We start from the raw sequence: 17,219 nt of genomic DNA, 5'->3' as shown, positions 1-17,219 counted from the left end.
TTACGACAAACGTCAGAGCGAAAGTAATTTGGGAGAAGCGCAGCTTTTGAAGACCAAATTACGACAAACGTCAGAGCGAAAGTAATTTGGGAGAAGCGCTAGTCCGCCGGGGCGGAAAGACCAAATTACGACAAACGTCAGAGCGAAAGTAATTTGGGAGAAGCGCTAGTCCGCCGGGGCGGAAAGACCAAATTACAATCCGTCAGTTGCCGGCTGATCAGCGCGGCCATTATTTTGTTTATTGGCAATTTGAATGCTTATTTCAATATTAGTCTGATATTTGTATCAATTGATTATTCTGAGTAATTTGGGAGTCTTGAAAAAAAAGAGAATAACGAATAGTATCGCATTTTTATTAATCACTGTCATCACAGTGATTTTTCAGTTCAAACATCTGAATGAAATTCCTGCATACACACATACCTGGGCCCAAAATGACCGTTTGGCACTCGCAAATGGCTTTGTGCGCAATGATCTGAATTTTTTCAAACCTCAGAATTACATCCTCAATCACCAGTTTCCCAAAAACTGGTCTGATCCAAGTTATTCTACCATTACGGCAGTGGAATTTCCGGTTCATGATTATGTTCCTGCAGTGTTTATGAAGGCTTTCGGGACAAATGAACCATGGATTTTTCATGTATATATTTTACTCTACAGCATCGTTGGTTTCTTCTTTCTCTATTTGTTGGCAGAAAAAATCTGCGGGTCAAAAGTAAAGGCTGCCTTAGTAGTGATCTTTGCCATAACTTCTCCCGTCTACACCTTTTATCAGGGAGGATTTTTACCAACTATTCCCACTATTGCAAACACATTAATTGCACTTTACTGTTATGCTTTATATTTTGAAGGGCGTGGAAAAAAATGGTTCAGATGGGCTTTGTTTTTCTTCACTTTCGCGGCACTTGCCCGTTTTACCTTCGTCATTCCTTATTTGGCTGTACTGGGTTTCGAATTGATTCGCATTTTCCAAAGGAAAGCCAGGTTCTGGCCAAATGTAATAGGTGTTGCAATCTCTTTTTTGGTGGTTTTTACCGCTCAATTTTACAACAGTACGCTACGAGCAAAGTACGGATCGGATTTTTTAAGTGAGTTATTACCGGCCGACAATTTTGAGGAGATGAAGATCATTCTCGAGAAAATGTGGGAGGTGATGGTCTTGTCCTATCTTTCGGTCAAACACTATTTCCTGATTTTCCTGCTTATAGTATTGGTCTTGATTTCGTTCCTGATTAAAGAAAGAAGTTCGCACAAAGTATTTTCAGGATGGTGGATCATTTGTTTGTTTTGGTTGATCGGGGCATGTTTATTCTGGTTTGCGATGACCAAGCAGTTCTATGCCCATGATTATTATTTCCTGGACACATTCTACCTGCCGATTGTGTTCTTTGTAGCACTATGCCTGGCAATTCTTCCCAAACCGCAATGGCATTACGGAGAACTGGTAATGGGGCTGTTTGTAGCTTATTTTGGAATTGTAGCATTCAAAGAAACAGCTGCTTTTCAAAAACAAAGAAGGGTCTATGTTGCCAATGATCACTTCACCGGCTCAGTCATGAATTTTGAAGGATCCGATGAATTCCTGACTAAATCAGGAGTTTCAAGAGAAGACACTATTTTGGTCATTCACACTTACGGACCAAACATTCCGTTTGTTAGGATGAACCGGGTTGGTTTGGCTGTAGAAGGTCATTCCCCGGATGATATTGACCGAGGATTAAATTGGAAATGGGACTATGTGGTTTTTCAGAAACCTTACTTTATGGAAGAGGTTTATGCAATTTATCCGCAAATTCTTGATAGAGTGGAATCCATTGCTTCAAACGAAAATCTTATTTTGTGCAGAAGAAAGACAGATACGATCCAACAAACACTCATGGATTTCCTGGATGTGAAGCCGGCTTACAAAAAGATTCGTGCGAACTTTGAGTCGGAAAAAGGATTGGAGAATGTCAAAATTGAAGCAGATCCTCAAAACAGTAAAAATCACATTGGCTTAATTGATGAGAATGAAGTTTATGGTTTTGCACATGATTTTACAAAGGATGTTGGTCCGGATACCAAAGGAAGAGTGCTGAAAGTAAAAGGAAAATTTTTACATCAGAATGAGAATCAATTTGGAATTATTGTTGCCTACTCAAAAGGAAATGACCTTTCATTCTATCAAACGATTGATTTAACTTCCTTATCAAAATCCAATGAATGGGCTGAAAAGGAGTTTATTATTTTCCTGCCTCAGCGCCAGTCGAAAGAAGATAAGTTGAGTTTTTACATTCATAATCCGAATAAGAATATTGTTTTGCTGGATGACTTCGAGTTTACGTTTTACAGAAACTAGAATGAACCGCAAAATTTGGGGGAGTTAGTTGGTATGGAAGCATTTGTAAACCGGATAGTGAATTACATGAGTGAGCATGCACTGAATAATCAGAATGCATGTGTTGTTGTTCCTTCCGAGCGAATGATTGCTTATTTGCAACGTGCTTTTTTTGAATTCTATAACAAACCGATCCTCTCTCCGAAAATTGTAACTATCGACAGGTGGATCCAGGATCTGAATCCGGTTCCGGTACTTGATAAAACAAGCTTGCTTTTTGAATTGTACGAGCTTTTCCGAAAGGATCCCGTAGAAATCAATGTAGATTCCTTTGATTCATTCATGGCCTGGGGACAAACGCTTCTGAGCGATTTTGACGAGATAGACCGCTATTTGGTTCCTGCTGATCAGCTGTTTAAGAATTTAAGGGATATCCGGGAAATTGAGAATTGGTCTTTTAACTCGGAGGAATTGTCCAAAGGGCAGATCCAGTTCATGGCGTTCTGGGAGAAATTGAAACCTTATTATTTTGCACTGGAAGAGCAGTTGAAAGCAAAATCCGTTACCACGAAGGGAAAGGCTTATCGTTTTTTTGCAAACAATATCGACCTGGCATTCGCCAATGATAAAGACACACAATTTGTTTTTGCCGGCTTCAATGCACTTTCCGAATCGGAGATCTCTATCATGAAACAACTTTCCATTATGGGAAGGGGACACATTCTCATGGATTCGGATCAGTTCTATTTTAACGATCAGATTAATGAAGCAGGTCAGTTTCAGCGTGATTTGTGTAAAAGACTGGAACTGAAAGCACTTCCGTTTGTAGAAAATAAGCTCAGTACCAAAGAGATGGATATTCGCGTGGTGGAATGCCCGCAATTTACTTCCCAGGCACAGGTTGTCGGAAGCGAACTGAAAAAGTTGAATTCGCAGCAGTTGAATGAGACTCTGGTTCTTTTAGCAGATGAAAGCCTGTTGAGTTCTATCCTGAAACACCTCCCGGCGGAAATAGGTCAGGCTAATATCACGGTTGGTTTACCTCTGAGACAGACTTCGTTGAGATCATGGGTAGACCTGATCTTTCGTCTGCAGGAATCCTTTCTAAGAAGAGGAAACTCCAGTATTTATTACCGGGATTTTATTCAATTTGCGCACCATCCCTTTATCCTGGGGGTTTTATCTGCAGAAGAAAAAAGAGAAATCCAGGAGATCGAATCCCGGATTATTAATCATAACTGGCATTTCCTGGATCGTAAAAAACTGGACCTGAGTGAACGTTTGTCCGAATTGAATCGCCTGATCTTCGAACCCTGGAAAAATGACTGGCTGAGGGGAATCCAGGTGATTCAACTCTTGAATGAAAAACTGGACCTGTGGCTGGAAGAGAAGAATGAATTGGAGCGAGCAATTGTGCGTCGGTTTGCGCATGCTACAATCGTTTTACAGAATATTATGAGCAAGGGATCACCTGTAATGAGTATCTCCTCGTTCAGGAATTTGTTCAATGGAAATTGGAGTAATGAAACCATTGCTTATTTCGGAAATCCCCTGGAAGGATTGCAGATCATGGGACTGCTGGAAACACGCGGATTGGATTTCAAACGGATCTTTGTGTTCGGCTTGAATGAAGGTTCCATGCCACCTCAAAATGCGATCAATACCATTATTCCGATGGATTTGAGAAAGTATTTCGGATTACCGACCCCGCGGGAGAAACAGGGTCTTTTTGCACATCATTTTTACCGCTTACTGCACCAGGCTGAGGAAATGCTGATTACGTATTCAAGCGCTTCGGAATCCGTTGGATCCAGTGAGCCGAGCAGGTATATTCAGCAGATCGAATTGGAATTGGCACAAACGAATCCCGGGATCCGGATTCAAAAATCGTTTTATACAGCCGGAAATAAGGAAAAGGTAGAAACAACATCCATCCGGAAAACAGATGAAATTGTCAACCGGGTCTATGAAGTTCTTCGCGGTGGAGTGAGTTTCTCCATGCTGGATAAATTCATGAGCTGCCCCCTGGATTTTTATTACCGCTACGTTTTACGCTTTGGAGAGGAAAACAAAGTGGAGGAAGATATTGAGAGCAATACACTGGGAACGATCATCCATTACGTATTGGAAAATTTGTTTGCACCTTTTATTGACCGGGTAGATGAATCCGGAAGAAAGATTTCGGGGAAAGTGCTTACCGAAGAGGATTTGTTCCAAATGGAAAAGGAAGTTCCGCTGCTGGTCAGCAAAAGTTTTGCAATACATTTCTCCGAAGATCAGAATTCCTGGCAAACCGGTACTAATCACATCAATTTCGAAGTAGCAAAAGAAATGGTTCAAAACGTACTCAGAAGGGATCGGACTATTCTGAAGGAAAACCCGGAGAAAGCATTATTTATCCTCGGACTGGAAAGAAGGCTGGAAACATTGATCGCAATTGAAAACACCTCAGTTCCCGGAAAATCATTTGAAGTTCGTCTTTCGGGAGTGTGTGACAGAATAGATCAGTTTGACGGCGTACACCGGATCATTGATTATAAGTCGGGAAGTGTGAATCAGGACAAAGTCGAGTTAAAGAAAACAGCCAACCAGGAAAGTTACGAAGAAGCAATTTTGACCAATCGGCGCAAAGGGAATCCGAGCCAGAAACATGTACTTCAATTGCTGATCTATTGTTATCTCTATTACCGGGAAACAGGAATTCTGACTGACCGTGCCGGGATCTTTTCATTCAGATCAATCAGGGAAAGTCCGCATTTTCTGAAATTGCCGGAGGATATCCGGAAAGAAGATATTCCCGGACTTTTGGAACGGATTATTAAGCAAACAATTGCAGATATGCTGGATAAAGAAGTACCGTTTACCCACAACAAAGATTCGAAGTATTGCGCTTATTGTAATTAATTGTTTTTGTAACATTTACGCAATCAAAAAGTTAAGCTTAAAAAGGATGTTATGAAAATTAAGTTAATCTCATTTTGTGCTGTTTGCTTCATTCTTCTGAGCTGTTTTGAAGTGAGAAAAACGGAGATGAAAAAGAATTTGCCTGCTTACGAAGACCTGATTTCATCAGTAGAAGAACAGCGGCTTCTTTTTCAAAAAGAGTATACTAAGGCAGATGAGTCGGCTCGAGACAAAATCGCTGAAAAGGCACAAACCTATCTTTTAACAAGCATTACAAAAGACTTTTTCAGTCAGTGGCAGGGAACCGAATGGGATTTTAACGGAACAACACGTATTCCACGAAAAGGTAAAATTGCATGTGGCTATTTCATTACTACTGTACTTTATGATGCCGGATTTAAAATTCCACGGGTAAAATGGGCACAGCAGGCGTCTGAATATTACATTACCCGGCTCACATCCGATGTGGAACGTTTCAGCAATAAAACTCCTGAATCTATGGAAAGCTATTTCCTGAAACAGCCTGATGGTCTGTACATAGCAGGTCTTGATAATCATGTGGGCTTTGTTTATAAGTCAGGAAATGAAGTCACCTTTACCCATGCCAGTTATTACGATCCGAAAATTGGTGTACAAACGGAAGAGTTGATCGGGGATAACCCATTTGCTAAATCAGCTTACAGAGTTATTGGCCGGATCCTGGACAAAGAAATGATCAACAAATGGATCATGGGAGAAAATTGGGAAGATTGAGCTTGACAACTTACTCCAAATTGGCGTTCTTCAACGTCTCATCGATTCCTTCCAGGTCAGAATAAAACTCTTCGCCGAAAGCGCGAATCAGCGGTTCCCGCAAAAACTTATAGACCGGAACATTCAATTGTTCACCACAGGAACAGGCTGGCTTACAAATATCCCATTCTTCGTAGTTTAGTGCAAGGCCCTCACTCAATTTTTTTACACGAATCGGGTATAAATGGCAGGAAATTGGTTTTTTCCAAGTCGTTTTTCCGGCCAGGTAAGCTTGTTCGATCGAACATTTTGTGATTCCTTTCTCATCAAAATAAACAAAAGCACATTCTTTCCCGTTGACCAGGGTGGTGGCCGGTTCATTCCACGGATCAATATAGAAAACACCCGATTGTTTCACAGCTTCAATCCCTTCGGGCCGCATAAATGGGATCACATCATCCAGGATTTCTTCCATGATGTCAACTTCTTCAAAACTCAAGGGTGCCCCGCCGTCACCTTCAATGCAACAGGCTCCTTTGCAGGCATTCAGATCGCAAACAAATTTACGGTCAAACACTTCTGTGGAAATTAATTTATCATCTATCGCTACGATCATAATACAAGTTACTTAAAGTAGTTGACAAGGCCAATTAAATCATCGAATTGAGCATCTGCCAGGATTAGCTTCGGCTCCGGGTGATGTGTTTTCTCAGGGACGCAAAACACGGTCATCCGGGCTGCTTTTCCGGAGATAATCCCGTTTAAAGAATCTTCAATTACCAAACAGCGTCTTGGATCGATATCCAGGTTTTTGGCAGCTGTCAAATATACCGCAGGATGAGGTTTTCCAAATAATTCGTATTCGGCAGAATGAACTGTTTGGAAGAAATGCCTGATTTGCAATGTATCCAGGATGCAATCGATCAAAACCTGGTACGAGGAAGTAGCCAGGCCGATCTTCAAACCTTTTGAAGAAAAGAATTCCAATGATTCTACTACACCCGGCAAGGGAGTGGCGCGTGCTGTAAGTAATTCGATCATGCGATTTACAATGGCGTTTTCCACTTCCTTCGGACTTGCATTTTGCCAGGGAGCCACATGATACCAATAGGCAATTACTTCATCTATGCGCAATCCTACCGTGCGCTGAAAATCCTCTTTCGTAAGCGGACAACCGACACTTTTAAATACATCTTCCATGGCAATTTTCCACAATGGTTCGGAATCTGTAAGTACTCCGTCCATATCGTAGATGACCCCATCAAAATTGCCTAATTTCATTTTTTCTTTTGCGTTGGTTTTAAGATGTATAAGTTTCCTCCGCCCACTATTTTCTGACGTTCATCGGCAACATATATTTTTCCGTTCGAATGAACAGCGATCGCTTCCTTTTGGGTAATTGGGAGCATGGTTTGATGTGATTCGTACTTTGCCCTTCCGTTCTCAAAGGTGTGAATGATCACACGGTTATATGTCAGAAGATATAACTTGCCATTTTGAATATCCGCGGAAGTTGCTGCATCCCTGAACCAATCACGTTTTCCAAGAACCATGTAATACTTCTTCTGAGCTTTATGGGTTCCGGGTTTCGTGGGCAAAGTATACACGTAGCATTTTCCGTCAAAAGGCTCTGAGCGACATTTGGTAAAAAGGTATAAGGAGTCATTGGAAAAACTCAATGCTTCACAATCGAAATATTTTTCGGTCAGCTTGGGAGGAAAGTCTTTTTGTTCGGGGTAAGAGAATTCAATAAACTTTGCTTCGACGTCCTGGTTATCGAGAATTTTCTTTAAACTCAATTTTAAGATCCGGAGATTCTTCCGCGTATTATTATTATTCCCAAAATCACCAATGTAGACGTGCCCTTTTTGATCCAAAGCAATGTCTTCCCAATCCTCATTTTCTGCATTGATAACATCAACTCTGTGCCGGATACTTCCGTCCAGGTTCAGCACGAAAATTTCGGGATCGTTACCACCGTCATTGTGGGCGATCAGGGTACTGTCGTTTGCAAAAACCCAGCCTGATATCTCCTTCAAATCTTTTGGGAGACGGCTTGTTTTTTGCATTGTTGCGGCAACAAGAAGGAGGGGTGCAAATATGAGGGCAGCTTTTTGCATAGTGCAAAAGTAAGAAGAATGATCCAACGATGAATTTGGAAATAAAGCAAAATGGCTATTTTGCAAATTGGCAACATTGCAATATTGCAATGTTGCCAATTTGCAACTTTGTAATTCTAGATCAGAACAGCTTCCACCCAGGATTTACCCCATTCAGCGATCTCCATCTCAGACCATAGTTGAGGATAAAAGACGCGTTTCTGGAAACGCGGAGGAAGATATTTTTGCCAGTTCGTGCCACCGGTAGCGGCAATGTCACCTTTATCTTTCTGCAAATAACGCACGGCAGATTTGTAGTGAACCAAAGGCCAGTTAATATTTACGTTGACATCGTTCTGTTTCAGCACATGAATAACTTCCGGTAATTCCTGGTCTTCAGCCGGAAGACGTAAGTAACACCGCCATAAGTTATCGTTGCGAAGACTTTCACCCATTTGAATGAATTCATCTCGGTAACGATCCTCGAATTGAGTCAACGTCAGTGTTTTTTTGCCGGTTTGCATATCCGTTGCGCCTTCTTTCCAGTAAATGTTCTCAAAAAGCTCGGAAATAGGTTCTTTACCGGTATATTTTTCGCGGTGATCCTTGTGAACCAACTGAAGAAAATCAGTAGAATGAATTTCAATTTTTCGGTACTGTGCAGATTGGAAACCTGAAGCAGGTGCAAGTGCCAGCCTGAATTTCAGGAATTGCTCACGTTGCATTCCGTCTACCATGATCTCGAAACTCTTAGTCAAAGCTTCAAAATAACGATTGATGCGCTGAACATGCTCTACGAAAAAAGAGGCATCTAAATTCTTGCGATCTGAAATTTGCTGAAATTCGTGTAAGCATAGCTTGAAGTACAACTCAGTTACCTGATGGTACATCAAAAACACCATTTCATCAGGGAAATCGGTATATGTTTTCTGCAGCGACAACAATGTATCTACTTGAACATAATCCCAGTAATTTGGCATTCGGGAATACAACAGACTATCCAGGTATGCCACTAAATCCTGACCTTGCGCATCATACTTCGCTTTGAGAAGAGTAATTCTTTCTAAGATTTCAGGAGTTAATTCCATTTATTTTCAGATTTTAGCTAACAAAGATATGCCAAAGCAATGTATTAATCGTGAACAAAAACGTTAATATTTGAACATTTCATTCTTTCCGGCATTTTGTTGACTAAAAGTTTAGCAAGTTACCTGGTTGCAGCTTAATTTATTGACCGCGATGGGTTTTCATCCACCGCGGCACGTTCTTATTTTGCTTTTACCAAATCGTGTTTCAAACCGGACCATTCTACCAAATGCAGTTTGATTGATCCGACAGGAATTTTTGCTTTCACTAAAATTGGAATTCGGTTTTCATCTTTTGTGACCCAAAAACTCAGGTCATCTTGTTTTTTAAATACACGACCGGTTTGAACCACTGGAGCAAATTTCATACAGTTAAACTTTCCTTTGCGAATGGAAATTTTCTCATCACCCAGGTATTTCACTTTCAACGGCCAGATTTCGTCATCCATAAAACATTTGAATTCAAATGTATCACCGACCTTGGCAGATTTGAAATTCAGGGTTCTGGCATAGTAAAAGGACGAGATCATATCCTGAATTCCCGTTGGAGTGGTAAAATCCTTTTCTCCGTTATGCACTTTTTGTTTGTCTTGCTTGAATGCATAATCCTGTGAAAGCTTGTATCCGCCTTCTTCTACTCTTCGAACGAATTGCCATGGAAAAATACCTTTCTTGTCGATATAACTTTCGTAGACATCATTCACCTTGTAAACTGCATTGAATCCGCCCAACGTTCTGCCGGTTCCTTTAATATGGTATAATTCCCTGTTTCCGTTTCCTTTTTTGCTTGTCTCTTTTACTTCGAGAACGGCTTCACCCGCATCTACAAAACCATAGGTAATGCGGTAACGCAACTTCTCTCCGGTCTGAAATGAATTGTTTGAAACCTTAGGTAATGCAACTTCCTGCATACTGGTGGTCAAACCAACCACTATAACGATTGCTGAAGAAATGATCAAACTTGTTTTCATAACTTAAATTCTATTGTTGAAAGAGTTGTTTACAAACCAGATGCCAAAAATTGCATTTTCACATTTTATGGAAATAACTGATTGCCAGTCAAAAGATACACTTTTTTCAAAAGAATCAAAATACCAAGAATCTGGTATTGAGTGACAAGCTTGTTTCAGGTACTTTTGACCTCAAATTTAGTTACTATGAAAAGGACGTTAATCGGGATATTTGTACTTGCTTCAATTGCAGTTACAGCGTGCAAAAAAAACAAAAAGGACGATGAAACGTCAGCTGATCAGTATGCACAGCATAAAACGGACATCAAGAAAACCTATGCCGATATGGCTTTTGCTGTATACAAAGATTCCTACACTTCAGCATTAACGTTGCAAACTGCTTGTCATACTTTGGCTGACAATCCGTCTCAAGCAACCCTTGATGCGGCAAAAACTGCATGGCTGAATGCGCGTGAAATTTACGGCTTAACTGAAATTTTCCGCTTTGTAGACGGACCGATCGACAATACAAATGACGGACCTGAAGGTTTGATCAACGCATGGCCGATGGATGAGAACTATGTGGATTATGTAGCTGGTGAACCGAACTCGGGAATTATTAATGACTTGGTCAATTACCCGGCAATTGATGCTTCTACGATCGTTCAGGCAAATGAATTCGGTGGAGAAACTAAAATTTCTTCCGGATACCATGCAATTGAGTTTTTATTGTGGGGACAGGATTTAAGCGACGCGTCTGCCGGAACAAGACCTTATACTGATTATGTTATTGGCGGAACAGCCTTAAACCAGGCACGAAGAGCAACTTATTTGAAAACAGTTGCAGATTTACTGGTTTCGGCATTGAACCAGGTTAAAAACGCATGGGATCCTGCAATTACAGGAAGCTATTACTATACTTTCCAAGCTTTGGATAACCAAACAGCTTTACGTAAAATGTTTAACTCCATGCGTGTATTGGCCGGAGATGAGTTGGCCGGGGAGCGTATCTACGTTGCTTACGTGAATGAAAGTCAGGAAGATGAGCATTCTTGTTTTTCAGATAATACACACAGAGATATTTACCTGAACGCATTGGCTGTTGAGAATCTGTATAAGGGAAATTATACTTCTCCTTTCGGAAACAATGTAAACGGATATGCTCTGGAAGATTTGGTTGGAACGATCAATGCAGATAAAAATACAACCTTAATCAACCGTTTTTCTGCTACGATGGGATTCATCGCTGTGATGTACGAACCATTTGATCAGGCAATCATTTTAGATGCTGAACGTCCTAAAGTTATGGATGTCGTTACTTCATTGCAAGCTGAACAAGAAGATATAGATGCAGCAGCAGCAGTATTCTCAATTACATTTTAATGAGGCACTTATTCCTGCTTGGAATCGTTTTATCTGTAGTGGTTTTTTCCTGTAAAAAGGAAGAAGCCACTATTGTTTCACCCTATAGTGACGATTCAACATTAATTGACCTGGGAGGTAATTGCAGTACCGGAGACCAAACTTCGTATGCCTTTTCTTATCAGATCAACGGATTGAGCTCAAATCAGTCCCTGATGTTTTTTGTGGGAAATTCTTTTTTTAATCAAAGTTGGGTTCAGGCACCGTCTTCAACAACAGCGCGTGATGGATTAGGACCCTTATTCAATGCAAGATCTTGCTCGGCTTGCCATTTCCGGGACGGAAGGGGTTCACCGCAAGCTAATTCCGGTTTGCTTTTCAGATTAGGAGCTGGTTTTGACAATTCTCCGGATGCTGTTTATGGTGGGCAATTACAGGATTTTTCTCACAATGCGATTAGTCCCGAAGGAGGTATGGGAATTACTTATGTGGAGGAAACCGGTTACTTTGCTGATGGTACAAGCTATTCCTTAAGAAAACCTATTTATACTGTTGCAGGACAAAATTATGGTGCCCTGCAGGGTACAACGGAAATATCCCCGAGAGTGGGACAGCAAATGGTCGGATTGGGCCTTTTGGAGTTGATTTCTGAGTCAGCTATTTTAGCACATGCTGATCCGAATGATGCGGATGGTGACGGAATATCCGGAACTGCAAATTATGTTTCGGATGTTGTTTCGGGAAACCTGCTTATCGGTCGGTTTGGCTGGAAAGCGAACGTTGGTAGTATTGCACATCAGGTAGCAGGTGCTTTTAACGGAGATATCGGGATTACGAGTTCGTATTTCCCCAATGAAAATTATACGGTCAATCAACCGTCTTGCGCAGGATTACCAAATGGCGGAGCGCCTGAAATTGAGGACAACGACCTGGAAGCAGTGATTCTTTACGCAAGAAGTTTGGCTGTTCCTAAAAGACGCAATACTACGGATGTTGAAGTAAAGTACGGAGCACAGTTCTTTAAATCGCTTGGTTGTGTTTCTTGCCATAAAATGAATTATACTACTGGTTTCGGCGGAGATATTGCTCCCCTGAAGAACCAGAAAATAACTCCTTATACAGACCTCTTACTTCACGACATGGGCCCTGATTTAGCGGATAATGTCCCGGATCACCTGGCTACCGGCTCCGAATGGAGAACGCCGCCGCTTTGGGGATTAGGATTGATTTCGATAGTGAACGGACATACAAATTTGTTGCACGACGGAAGAGCAAGATCCATAGAAGAAGCTATTTTATGGCATGGCGGAGAAGCTGAAAAGAGTAGGGAGAAATACAAAAAACTCCCGGCAGCTCAGCGTGGCTATCTCATCAAATATTTACAATCGTTGTAATCAAAGTTGAAGCCTTTATTCTAAGGTGACTCAGCGTTGAAAACCTTGACCGATGCGTCAATGGGAGTCGAAGGCAACCTCAGAGGATCGAAATCTCCGTCCTCCTGTTTTGAGCTTTCCCCTGCGGACTTGTATTGTTGGCAACAGGTTGACTTTCTCCAAACCCTTTTGCAATGATCCTATTGGCTTCAATTCCCTGGCTGATGAGGTAGTTCTTTACGGATTCCGCTCTTCTTTGCGATAAGAGCTGATTCGCATTTTCTTCTCCGTCACTGTCTGTGTGTCCCGCGATCTGGATTTTGAAATCCTTTTTGCGTTTCATAACTTCTACAAGGTTTTTGAGGTGGAAGTAACTTGCTGACTTCAAATCTGCTTTTGCCGCTTCAAATTGTAAATTGGTGAAGGAGAAGGTGGTTCCGGGATCGTATTCGATCAACAGCTCAGCTTCTTCAAAAAATTCTCCGGGCTTAACTGCAGGTATTTCCAGTGTATTGTATTCAATTTCGTCACCGATACTTTGAATCCGGATGTCGTAAATATCTCCGCAGGGAAGCTGGATAACAAATTGACCTGCCGGATTGCTCACACCGGAAAGTGTTTGTTTGGATTTTTGCCCCACGAAAAGGACTTTATCGTTTGCATAAGGTTTGCCGTTGAATCCTTTGACAGTTACTTTTACAGGAGCTTTTGCAACCTGCGCCTGAATTCCGAAGGAAAGAAAAGCCAGGCATAAAGAATAGATCAGTTTCATAAGATTGTTTTTCTTCTAAATGTCGGGTTTATGAAAAAGTAACACTCGAACGAAGCTTTTTCGGAAATGAAAAAACTCTCGGGGAGTTCGAGAATTCTCGAACTCTATTTGTAGCTTGAGTTCGTTAAAACTAGAATTCTAAAATTCGAATGTTGCTTGAACAAAAAAACCCCGACATTTATTGCCGGGGCTATTCAATATGATTAACAAATTTAGTTCTTAATCACCTTCGAAGTCGTTTCCTGTAATTCATTTGCTATTCGCACGAAATACATTCCCGGAGCATAAGCAGTGACCGGAATTTGAATTGAATCCTCCTGGTTCACCAGTTTGTTGGAAATCACTAATTGCCCGGCGCTGTTATACAATTGGATTGTTGTTCCGCTTGTCAATCCCTGTTCGCTCACAATATGGATCAATCCCTGGTCCGGATTATAAGAAATCAGATATTCCAAAGAGATTTCTTCCAGGCCAAGCCCACAGTTAGTTGTAATCTGAATTGGAAACACAATGGTATCTGACCCACATGAATTTTCCGTGATCAATTGAACAGTTACTGCTCCGTCGGCGCCAAAAGTTACCGTCGGCGAAGAGCTGTTTGATGTAGCGGGAGTTCCGCCCGGGAATGACCAGAAGAAATTATCTGCATGTGCAGAATTACTGCCATCGAAAGAAACGGAGGTCGGACAAGCGACTGTACTGTCCACAAATACAATTGTAGCCACGGTTGGATCATCCACATTGATGGTAATGGTTGTCGAGTTACTGCATGCTCCGTTCGTTCCGGTAATTGCATAAGTAGTTGTCACGCTGGGATTTGCCGTAACGTTGTTTCCGGTTGTTGCGGATAAACCCGTACCCGGAGTCCAGGTGATGGAACTCGCTCCTGAAGCAGTCAACGCGGTACTTGCACCGTTACAAATGGTATTATTACCTGCAACACTGATTGTTGGCACCGGGTTTACGGTAATGGAAACAAATGCTGAATCAAACAAAGAACAGCCGCCGCCGATTGTATACAGAATAGCATCGTATGTTCCCGGTGTTGCGTAGGTTACAGAAGCTGTTGGAGCTGAAGGAACAACGGTTGGTGTTCCACCTGGAAAATACCATAATAAAGTATCCTGGTAAGTACTTCCGGCAGCATTAAAATCAACGGAATTCCCGGAACAAACGGTTAATGTACTTGGTGTAATAACTGCTTGTGAAGGGGTATTCGTAAGGAATGGGTGAATGAATAAAGAGGCATTCAAATTCCAGGAACCTGCAGTTCCGTACTGATACCAGATATTGTCTGATTGTTGTTCCCAGATTGCGGAAGGAGTTGTTTGTCCTGCCGAATTACTTACAATACTTAAAGTGTCTTTTACTCCTGCGGTCCATTGTAAGTTTGTCAGATCAACGGAAACGAAGAATTTTTTAGATGCCGGTAATGTAACCGGATTATTTACAAATGCTGCCTCGGTGTAAAAACCGCCGTTTACATCGTTCATGATTTGACCCATTGTCAGGTTGGTCGTTCCTAGCAGCGTTCCGGGTGTACCACTGGTTCCGTCGTAAACTTTAATAGGAACGATCTTGGATGGAGTGGTTGAATAAGCGAGTCCGAATGCCAGCCATACATTGTTCAAAACGGTATTTGGGGAAGCAGATGCATCAAAGTACATGGCTTTCTGTTTGTCCAGGTATACATTCATTCCGTTGATCCAGCCATCTGATCCGAGAGTAGCGCCTGTGTAATAATTAGATCCTGTCCAGCCGGCTGGCGTCGGCAAATTAATCCGTTCACAGACTGCGGCAGCACTTACTGTAATATACCCGTTTTTGGTTTCTGTGTCTGTGCCGTTTGCATTTGTTACAGTGAGTGAAACGTTATAAGTTCCAGGTGTATTGTAGGTTATCGATGGAGGATTCTGTCCGTTAAATGAAGCAGGTGTTCCACCGGTAAAGGTCCAGTTCCACGATGTCGGATTGTAAGTGCTCAGATTGGTAAACAAAACAGAACCTCCGGCGCTGATTGCTGTGAAGTTGGCACTGAAATCGGCAACGGGTGGATTATTCAACGAGGTTGAAACACAGGCCATAGCTGCAGCCGCATCAATTCGCCCGCTTCCAAGTTCACCGATAAAAGAAGGATTTTGAGCATCTATATTCACAGCTGTTGTGAGTAAGCAGTTAATCAAATCGGAATTCGGCATGTTGGGATTCAGTGATTTCATTAATCCCGCCAAACCTGCTACCATTGGCGAAGCCATAGAGGTTCCGGATTTATTGCCGTAAGAATTTCCAACGGTTGTACTGTAGATATTATTTCCGGGAGCGGAAACATCGATCCAGGAACCGTAATTGGAAAAGCTGGCCTTGGTATTTGTACTTGTCGTTGCAGCTACTGAAACAACATTGTTGTAAGCTGCAGGATAAAATTGAGTATTCACGTCATCATTTCCGGCTGCAGCAATCAGGATACAACCTTCGCCTGCCGCATAATTGACAATGTTTTGAGCAGTGGTTGAAGTTCCCGGTCCGCCCCAGCTCATATTGATAACGTCTGCTCCGCTTACCGCGGCGTATAGAATTCCGTCATAACCATTGGTAACCTGGCCAACTGTGGTGGTAGATTTTACACACATCAGTTTACAGCTGAATCCGATAGAGGCAACACCGACACCATTGTTAGAGCGCGCAGATACAATTCCTGCAACATGTGTTCCGTGATCAAAAGAACTGCTCGGTGGATTTGGATTATTGTCATTGCTGGCAACGTCATATCCGTTGATGTCATCAATATACCCGTTATTGTCATCGTCAATGTTATTTCCTGCAATCTCACCGCTATTCACCCATAAGTTAGGTGAAAGGTCTGCATGGGTCCGTTCAACGGCATCATCGACAATAGCAACTACAACATTACTGCCGGTAGAAAAGTAATTCCAGGCAGTCGGGGCATTAATATTTGATAAACCCCATTGTGAGCTGTAAGAAGGATCATTCGGAGTTAAACACATCCGGTCAAGCGGAACTTTCTCGGCATATTCAACACCTTTCAGATTTTCCAGGTCTTTGATACATTTCTCTATATCCTGGATGGATGAGAATTCCAATAAATAGGTGCGCTGCAGGATTTCCGAATTTTTTGCCGCCGCAAATGGTTTGGAAAGATTGATAAATCCGTATTTGGAAACAACCTGGTTCAGTCCTGGAATGGATTGAACAGGAATTTTGCTTGGATTTTCTTTGAGTGGCTGGAGGATTCTCACCTCCTTGTCAAGTTTAAACCAGATCTTTCCGTCCTGGTAATTTACATGTACAGTTTGTGCAAATAAACCGAACGGAATAAAGGCTAGTAGTGAGAGTAGTTTTTTCATAAGTCTTTAATTTAGCAGATGCAATTTACGATAAATTGTTCATTTCCAAAAGTTCTGAATTGAAGACTTGGTTAGTTGGATATGAAGCGAGGATGTTCCATAGATAAGAGTCCGCCGCGGCGGACGAAGACTGAGGTTCCGTCTCACTCGATCCGAAGCGATCAGACTGAGGCTCCGTCTCACAAGACGGAATGCCGAGGGACATAACGTAGATATAGCATAGATATAGCATAGATATAGCATAGATATAGCATAGATAT

General features: G+C 41.8%; 12 protein-coding genes. 5 read left to right on the top strand and 7 right to left on the bottom strand.

Annotated features, from left to right (window positions below):
* Nucleotides 1-316: 316 nt before the first annotated feature.
* From K0S23_RS11740 to K0S23_RS11730, 3 genes are read left to right on the top strand one after another with little or no spacing between them, the layout of a single operon-like run.
* Nucleotides 317-2,338 (top strand): glycosyltransferase family 39 protein, encoded by a 2,022-nt coding sequence (locus K0S23_RS11740; RefSeq protein ID WP_300357480.1) that lies wholly within the window; start codon nucleotides 317-319, stop codon nucleotides 2,336-2,338.
* Nucleotides 2,339-2,371: 33 nt separating this feature from the next.
* Complete coding sequence (locus K0S23_RS11735) at nucleotides 2,372-5,221, top strand: PD-(D/E)XK nuclease family protein (protein ID WP_300357477.1); 2,850 nt, start codon at nucleotides 2,372-2,374, stop codon at nucleotides 5,219-5,221.
* A gap of 51 nt (nucleotides 5,222-5,272) precedes the next feature.
* The gene (locus K0S23_RS11730; RefSeq protein WP_300357474.1) at nucleotides 5,273-5,974 is read left to right on the top strand and encodes a hypothetical protein; all 702 of its coding nucleotides are present in this window, start codon (nucleotides 5,273-5,275) and stop codon (nucleotides 5,972-5,974) included.
* Between the two features lie 10 nt (nucleotides 5,975-5,984).
* Here the strand turns inward: K0S23_RS11730 and K0S23_RS11725 are convergent, their stop codons facing one another.
* From K0S23_RS11725 to K0S23_RS11705, 5 genes are all read right to left on the bottom strand, one after another.
* Nucleotides 5,985-6,566 carry a DUF3109 family protein gene (locus K0S23_RS11725; protein WP_300357489.1) on the bottom strand — a complete coding sequence of 194 codons (582 nt, stop codon included), beginning with the start codon at nucleotides 6,564-6,566 and terminating at the stop codon, nucleotides 5,985-5,987.
* A gap of 11 nt (nucleotides 6,567-6,577) precedes the next feature.
* Entirely contained in the window at nucleotides 6,578-7,234 is a 657-nt protein-coding gene (hxpB, locus tag K0S23_RS11720) for a hexitol phosphatase HxpB (protein WP_300357471.1), read from the bottom strand.
* Nucleotides 7,231-8,073 (bottom strand): hypothetical protein, encoded by an 843-nt coding sequence (locus tag K0S23_RS11715; protein WP_300357468.1) that lies wholly within the window; start codon nucleotides 8,071-8,073, stop codon nucleotides 7,231-7,233. Before K0S23_RS11715 ends, hxpB begins: the two co-directional genes overlap by 4 nt.
* A 116-nt stretch (nucleotides 8,074-8,189) precedes the next feature.
* Complete coding sequence (locus tag K0S23_RS11710; RefSeq protein WP_300357465.1) at nucleotides 8,190-9,140, bottom strand: tryptophan 2,3-dioxygenase family protein; 951 nt, start codon at nucleotides 9,138-9,140, stop codon at nucleotides 8,190-8,192.
* Between the two features lie 179 nt (nucleotides 9,141-9,319).
* The gene (locus tag K0S23_RS11705; RefSeq protein WP_300357462.1) at nucleotides 9,320-10,108 is read right to left on the bottom strand and encodes a DUF3108 domain-containing protein; all 789 of its coding nucleotides are present in this window, start codon (nucleotides 10,106-10,108) and stop codon (nucleotides 9,320-9,322) included.
* A 186-nt stretch (nucleotides 10,109-10,294) separates the two neighbouring features.
* Here K0S23_RS11705 and K0S23_RS11700 point away from each other — a divergent pair, with 186 nt between their 5' ends.
* Entirely contained in the window at nucleotides 10,295-11,470 is a 1,176-nt protein-coding gene (locus K0S23_RS11700) for an imelysin family protein (protein ID WP_300357458.1), read from the top strand.
* Nucleotides 11,470-12,843, top strand: a complete 1,374-nt coding sequence (locus K0S23_RS11695) for a di-heme oxidoredictase family protein (RefSeq protein WP_300357455.1) — start codon at nucleotides 11,470-11,472, stop codon at nucleotides 12,841-12,843. The genes K0S23_RS11700 and K0S23_RS11695 overlap by 1 nt, the downstream gene beginning before the upstream one ends.
* Nucleotides 12,844-12,922: 79 nt before the next feature.
* Here K0S23_RS11695 and K0S23_RS11690 read toward each other — a convergent pair whose 3' ends face one another.
* The gene (locus K0S23_RS11690) at nucleotides 12,923-13,594 is read right to left on the bottom strand and encodes an OmpA family protein (protein ID WP_300357452.1); all 672 of its coding nucleotides are present in this window, start codon (nucleotides 13,592-13,594) and stop codon (nucleotides 12,923-12,925) included.
* A gap of 212 nt (nucleotides 13,595-13,806) precedes the next feature.
* Nucleotides 13,807-16,959, bottom strand: a complete 3,153-nt coding sequence (locus tag K0S23_RS11685) for a S8 family serine peptidase (protein ID WP_300357449.1) — start codon at nucleotides 16,957-16,959, stop codon at nucleotides 13,807-13,809.
* Between the last annotated feature and the right edge of the window lie 260 nt (nucleotides 16,960-17,219).

Origin of the sequence: Fluviicola sp., assembly GCF_029266855.1 — a bacterium.
Taxonomy (GTDB): Bacteria; Bacteroidota; Bacteroidia; order Flavobacteriales_D; family Crocinitomicaceae; genus Fluviicola.
Note: the sequence above shows the minus strand (reverse complement) of the source record. Positions and strands in the feature narration are given on the sequence as shown.

Bases quoted from the DNA above. Each gene is read 5' to 3' on its own strand.
- K0S23_RS11735 (WP_300357477.1), top strand. From the start codon at position 2,372: ATGGAAGCATTTGTAAACCGGATAGTGAATTACATGAGTGAGCATGCA.
- K0S23_RS11690 (WP_300357452.1), bottom strand. From the start codon at position 13,594: ATGAAACTGATCTATTCTTTATGCCTGGCTTTTCTTTCCTTCGGAATT.
- hxpB (WP_300357471.1), bottom strand. From the start codon at position 7,234: ATGAAATTAGGCAATTTTGATGGGGTCATCTACGATATGGACGGAGTA.
- K0S23_RS11695 (WP_300357455.1), top strand. From the start codon at position 11,470: ATGAGGCACTTATTCCTGCTTGGAATCGTTTTATCTGTAGTGGTTTTT.
- K0S23_RS11730 (WP_300357474.1), top strand. From the start codon at position 5,273: ATGAAAATTAAGTTAATCTCATTTTGTGCTGTTTGCTTCATTCTTCTG.
- K0S23_RS11685 (WP_300357449.1), bottom strand. From the start codon at position 16,959: ATGAAAAAACTACTCTCACTACTAGCCTTTATTCCGTTCGGTTTATTT.
- K0S23_RS11700 (WP_300357458.1), top strand. From the start codon at position 10,295: ATGAAAAGGACGTTAATCGGGATATTTGTACTTGCTTCAATTGCAGTT.
- K0S23_RS11710 (WP_300357465.1), bottom strand. From the start codon at position 9,140: ATGGAATTAACTCCTGAAATCTTAGAAAGAATTACTCTTCTCAAAGCG.
- K0S23_RS11705 (WP_300357462.1), bottom strand. From the start codon at position 10,108: ATGAAAACAAGTTTGATCATTTCTTCAGCAATCGTTATAGTGGTTGGT.
- K0S23_RS11715 (WP_300357468.1), bottom strand. From the start codon at position 8,073: ATGCAAAAAGCTGCCCTCATATTTGCACCCCTCCTTCTTGTTGCCGCA.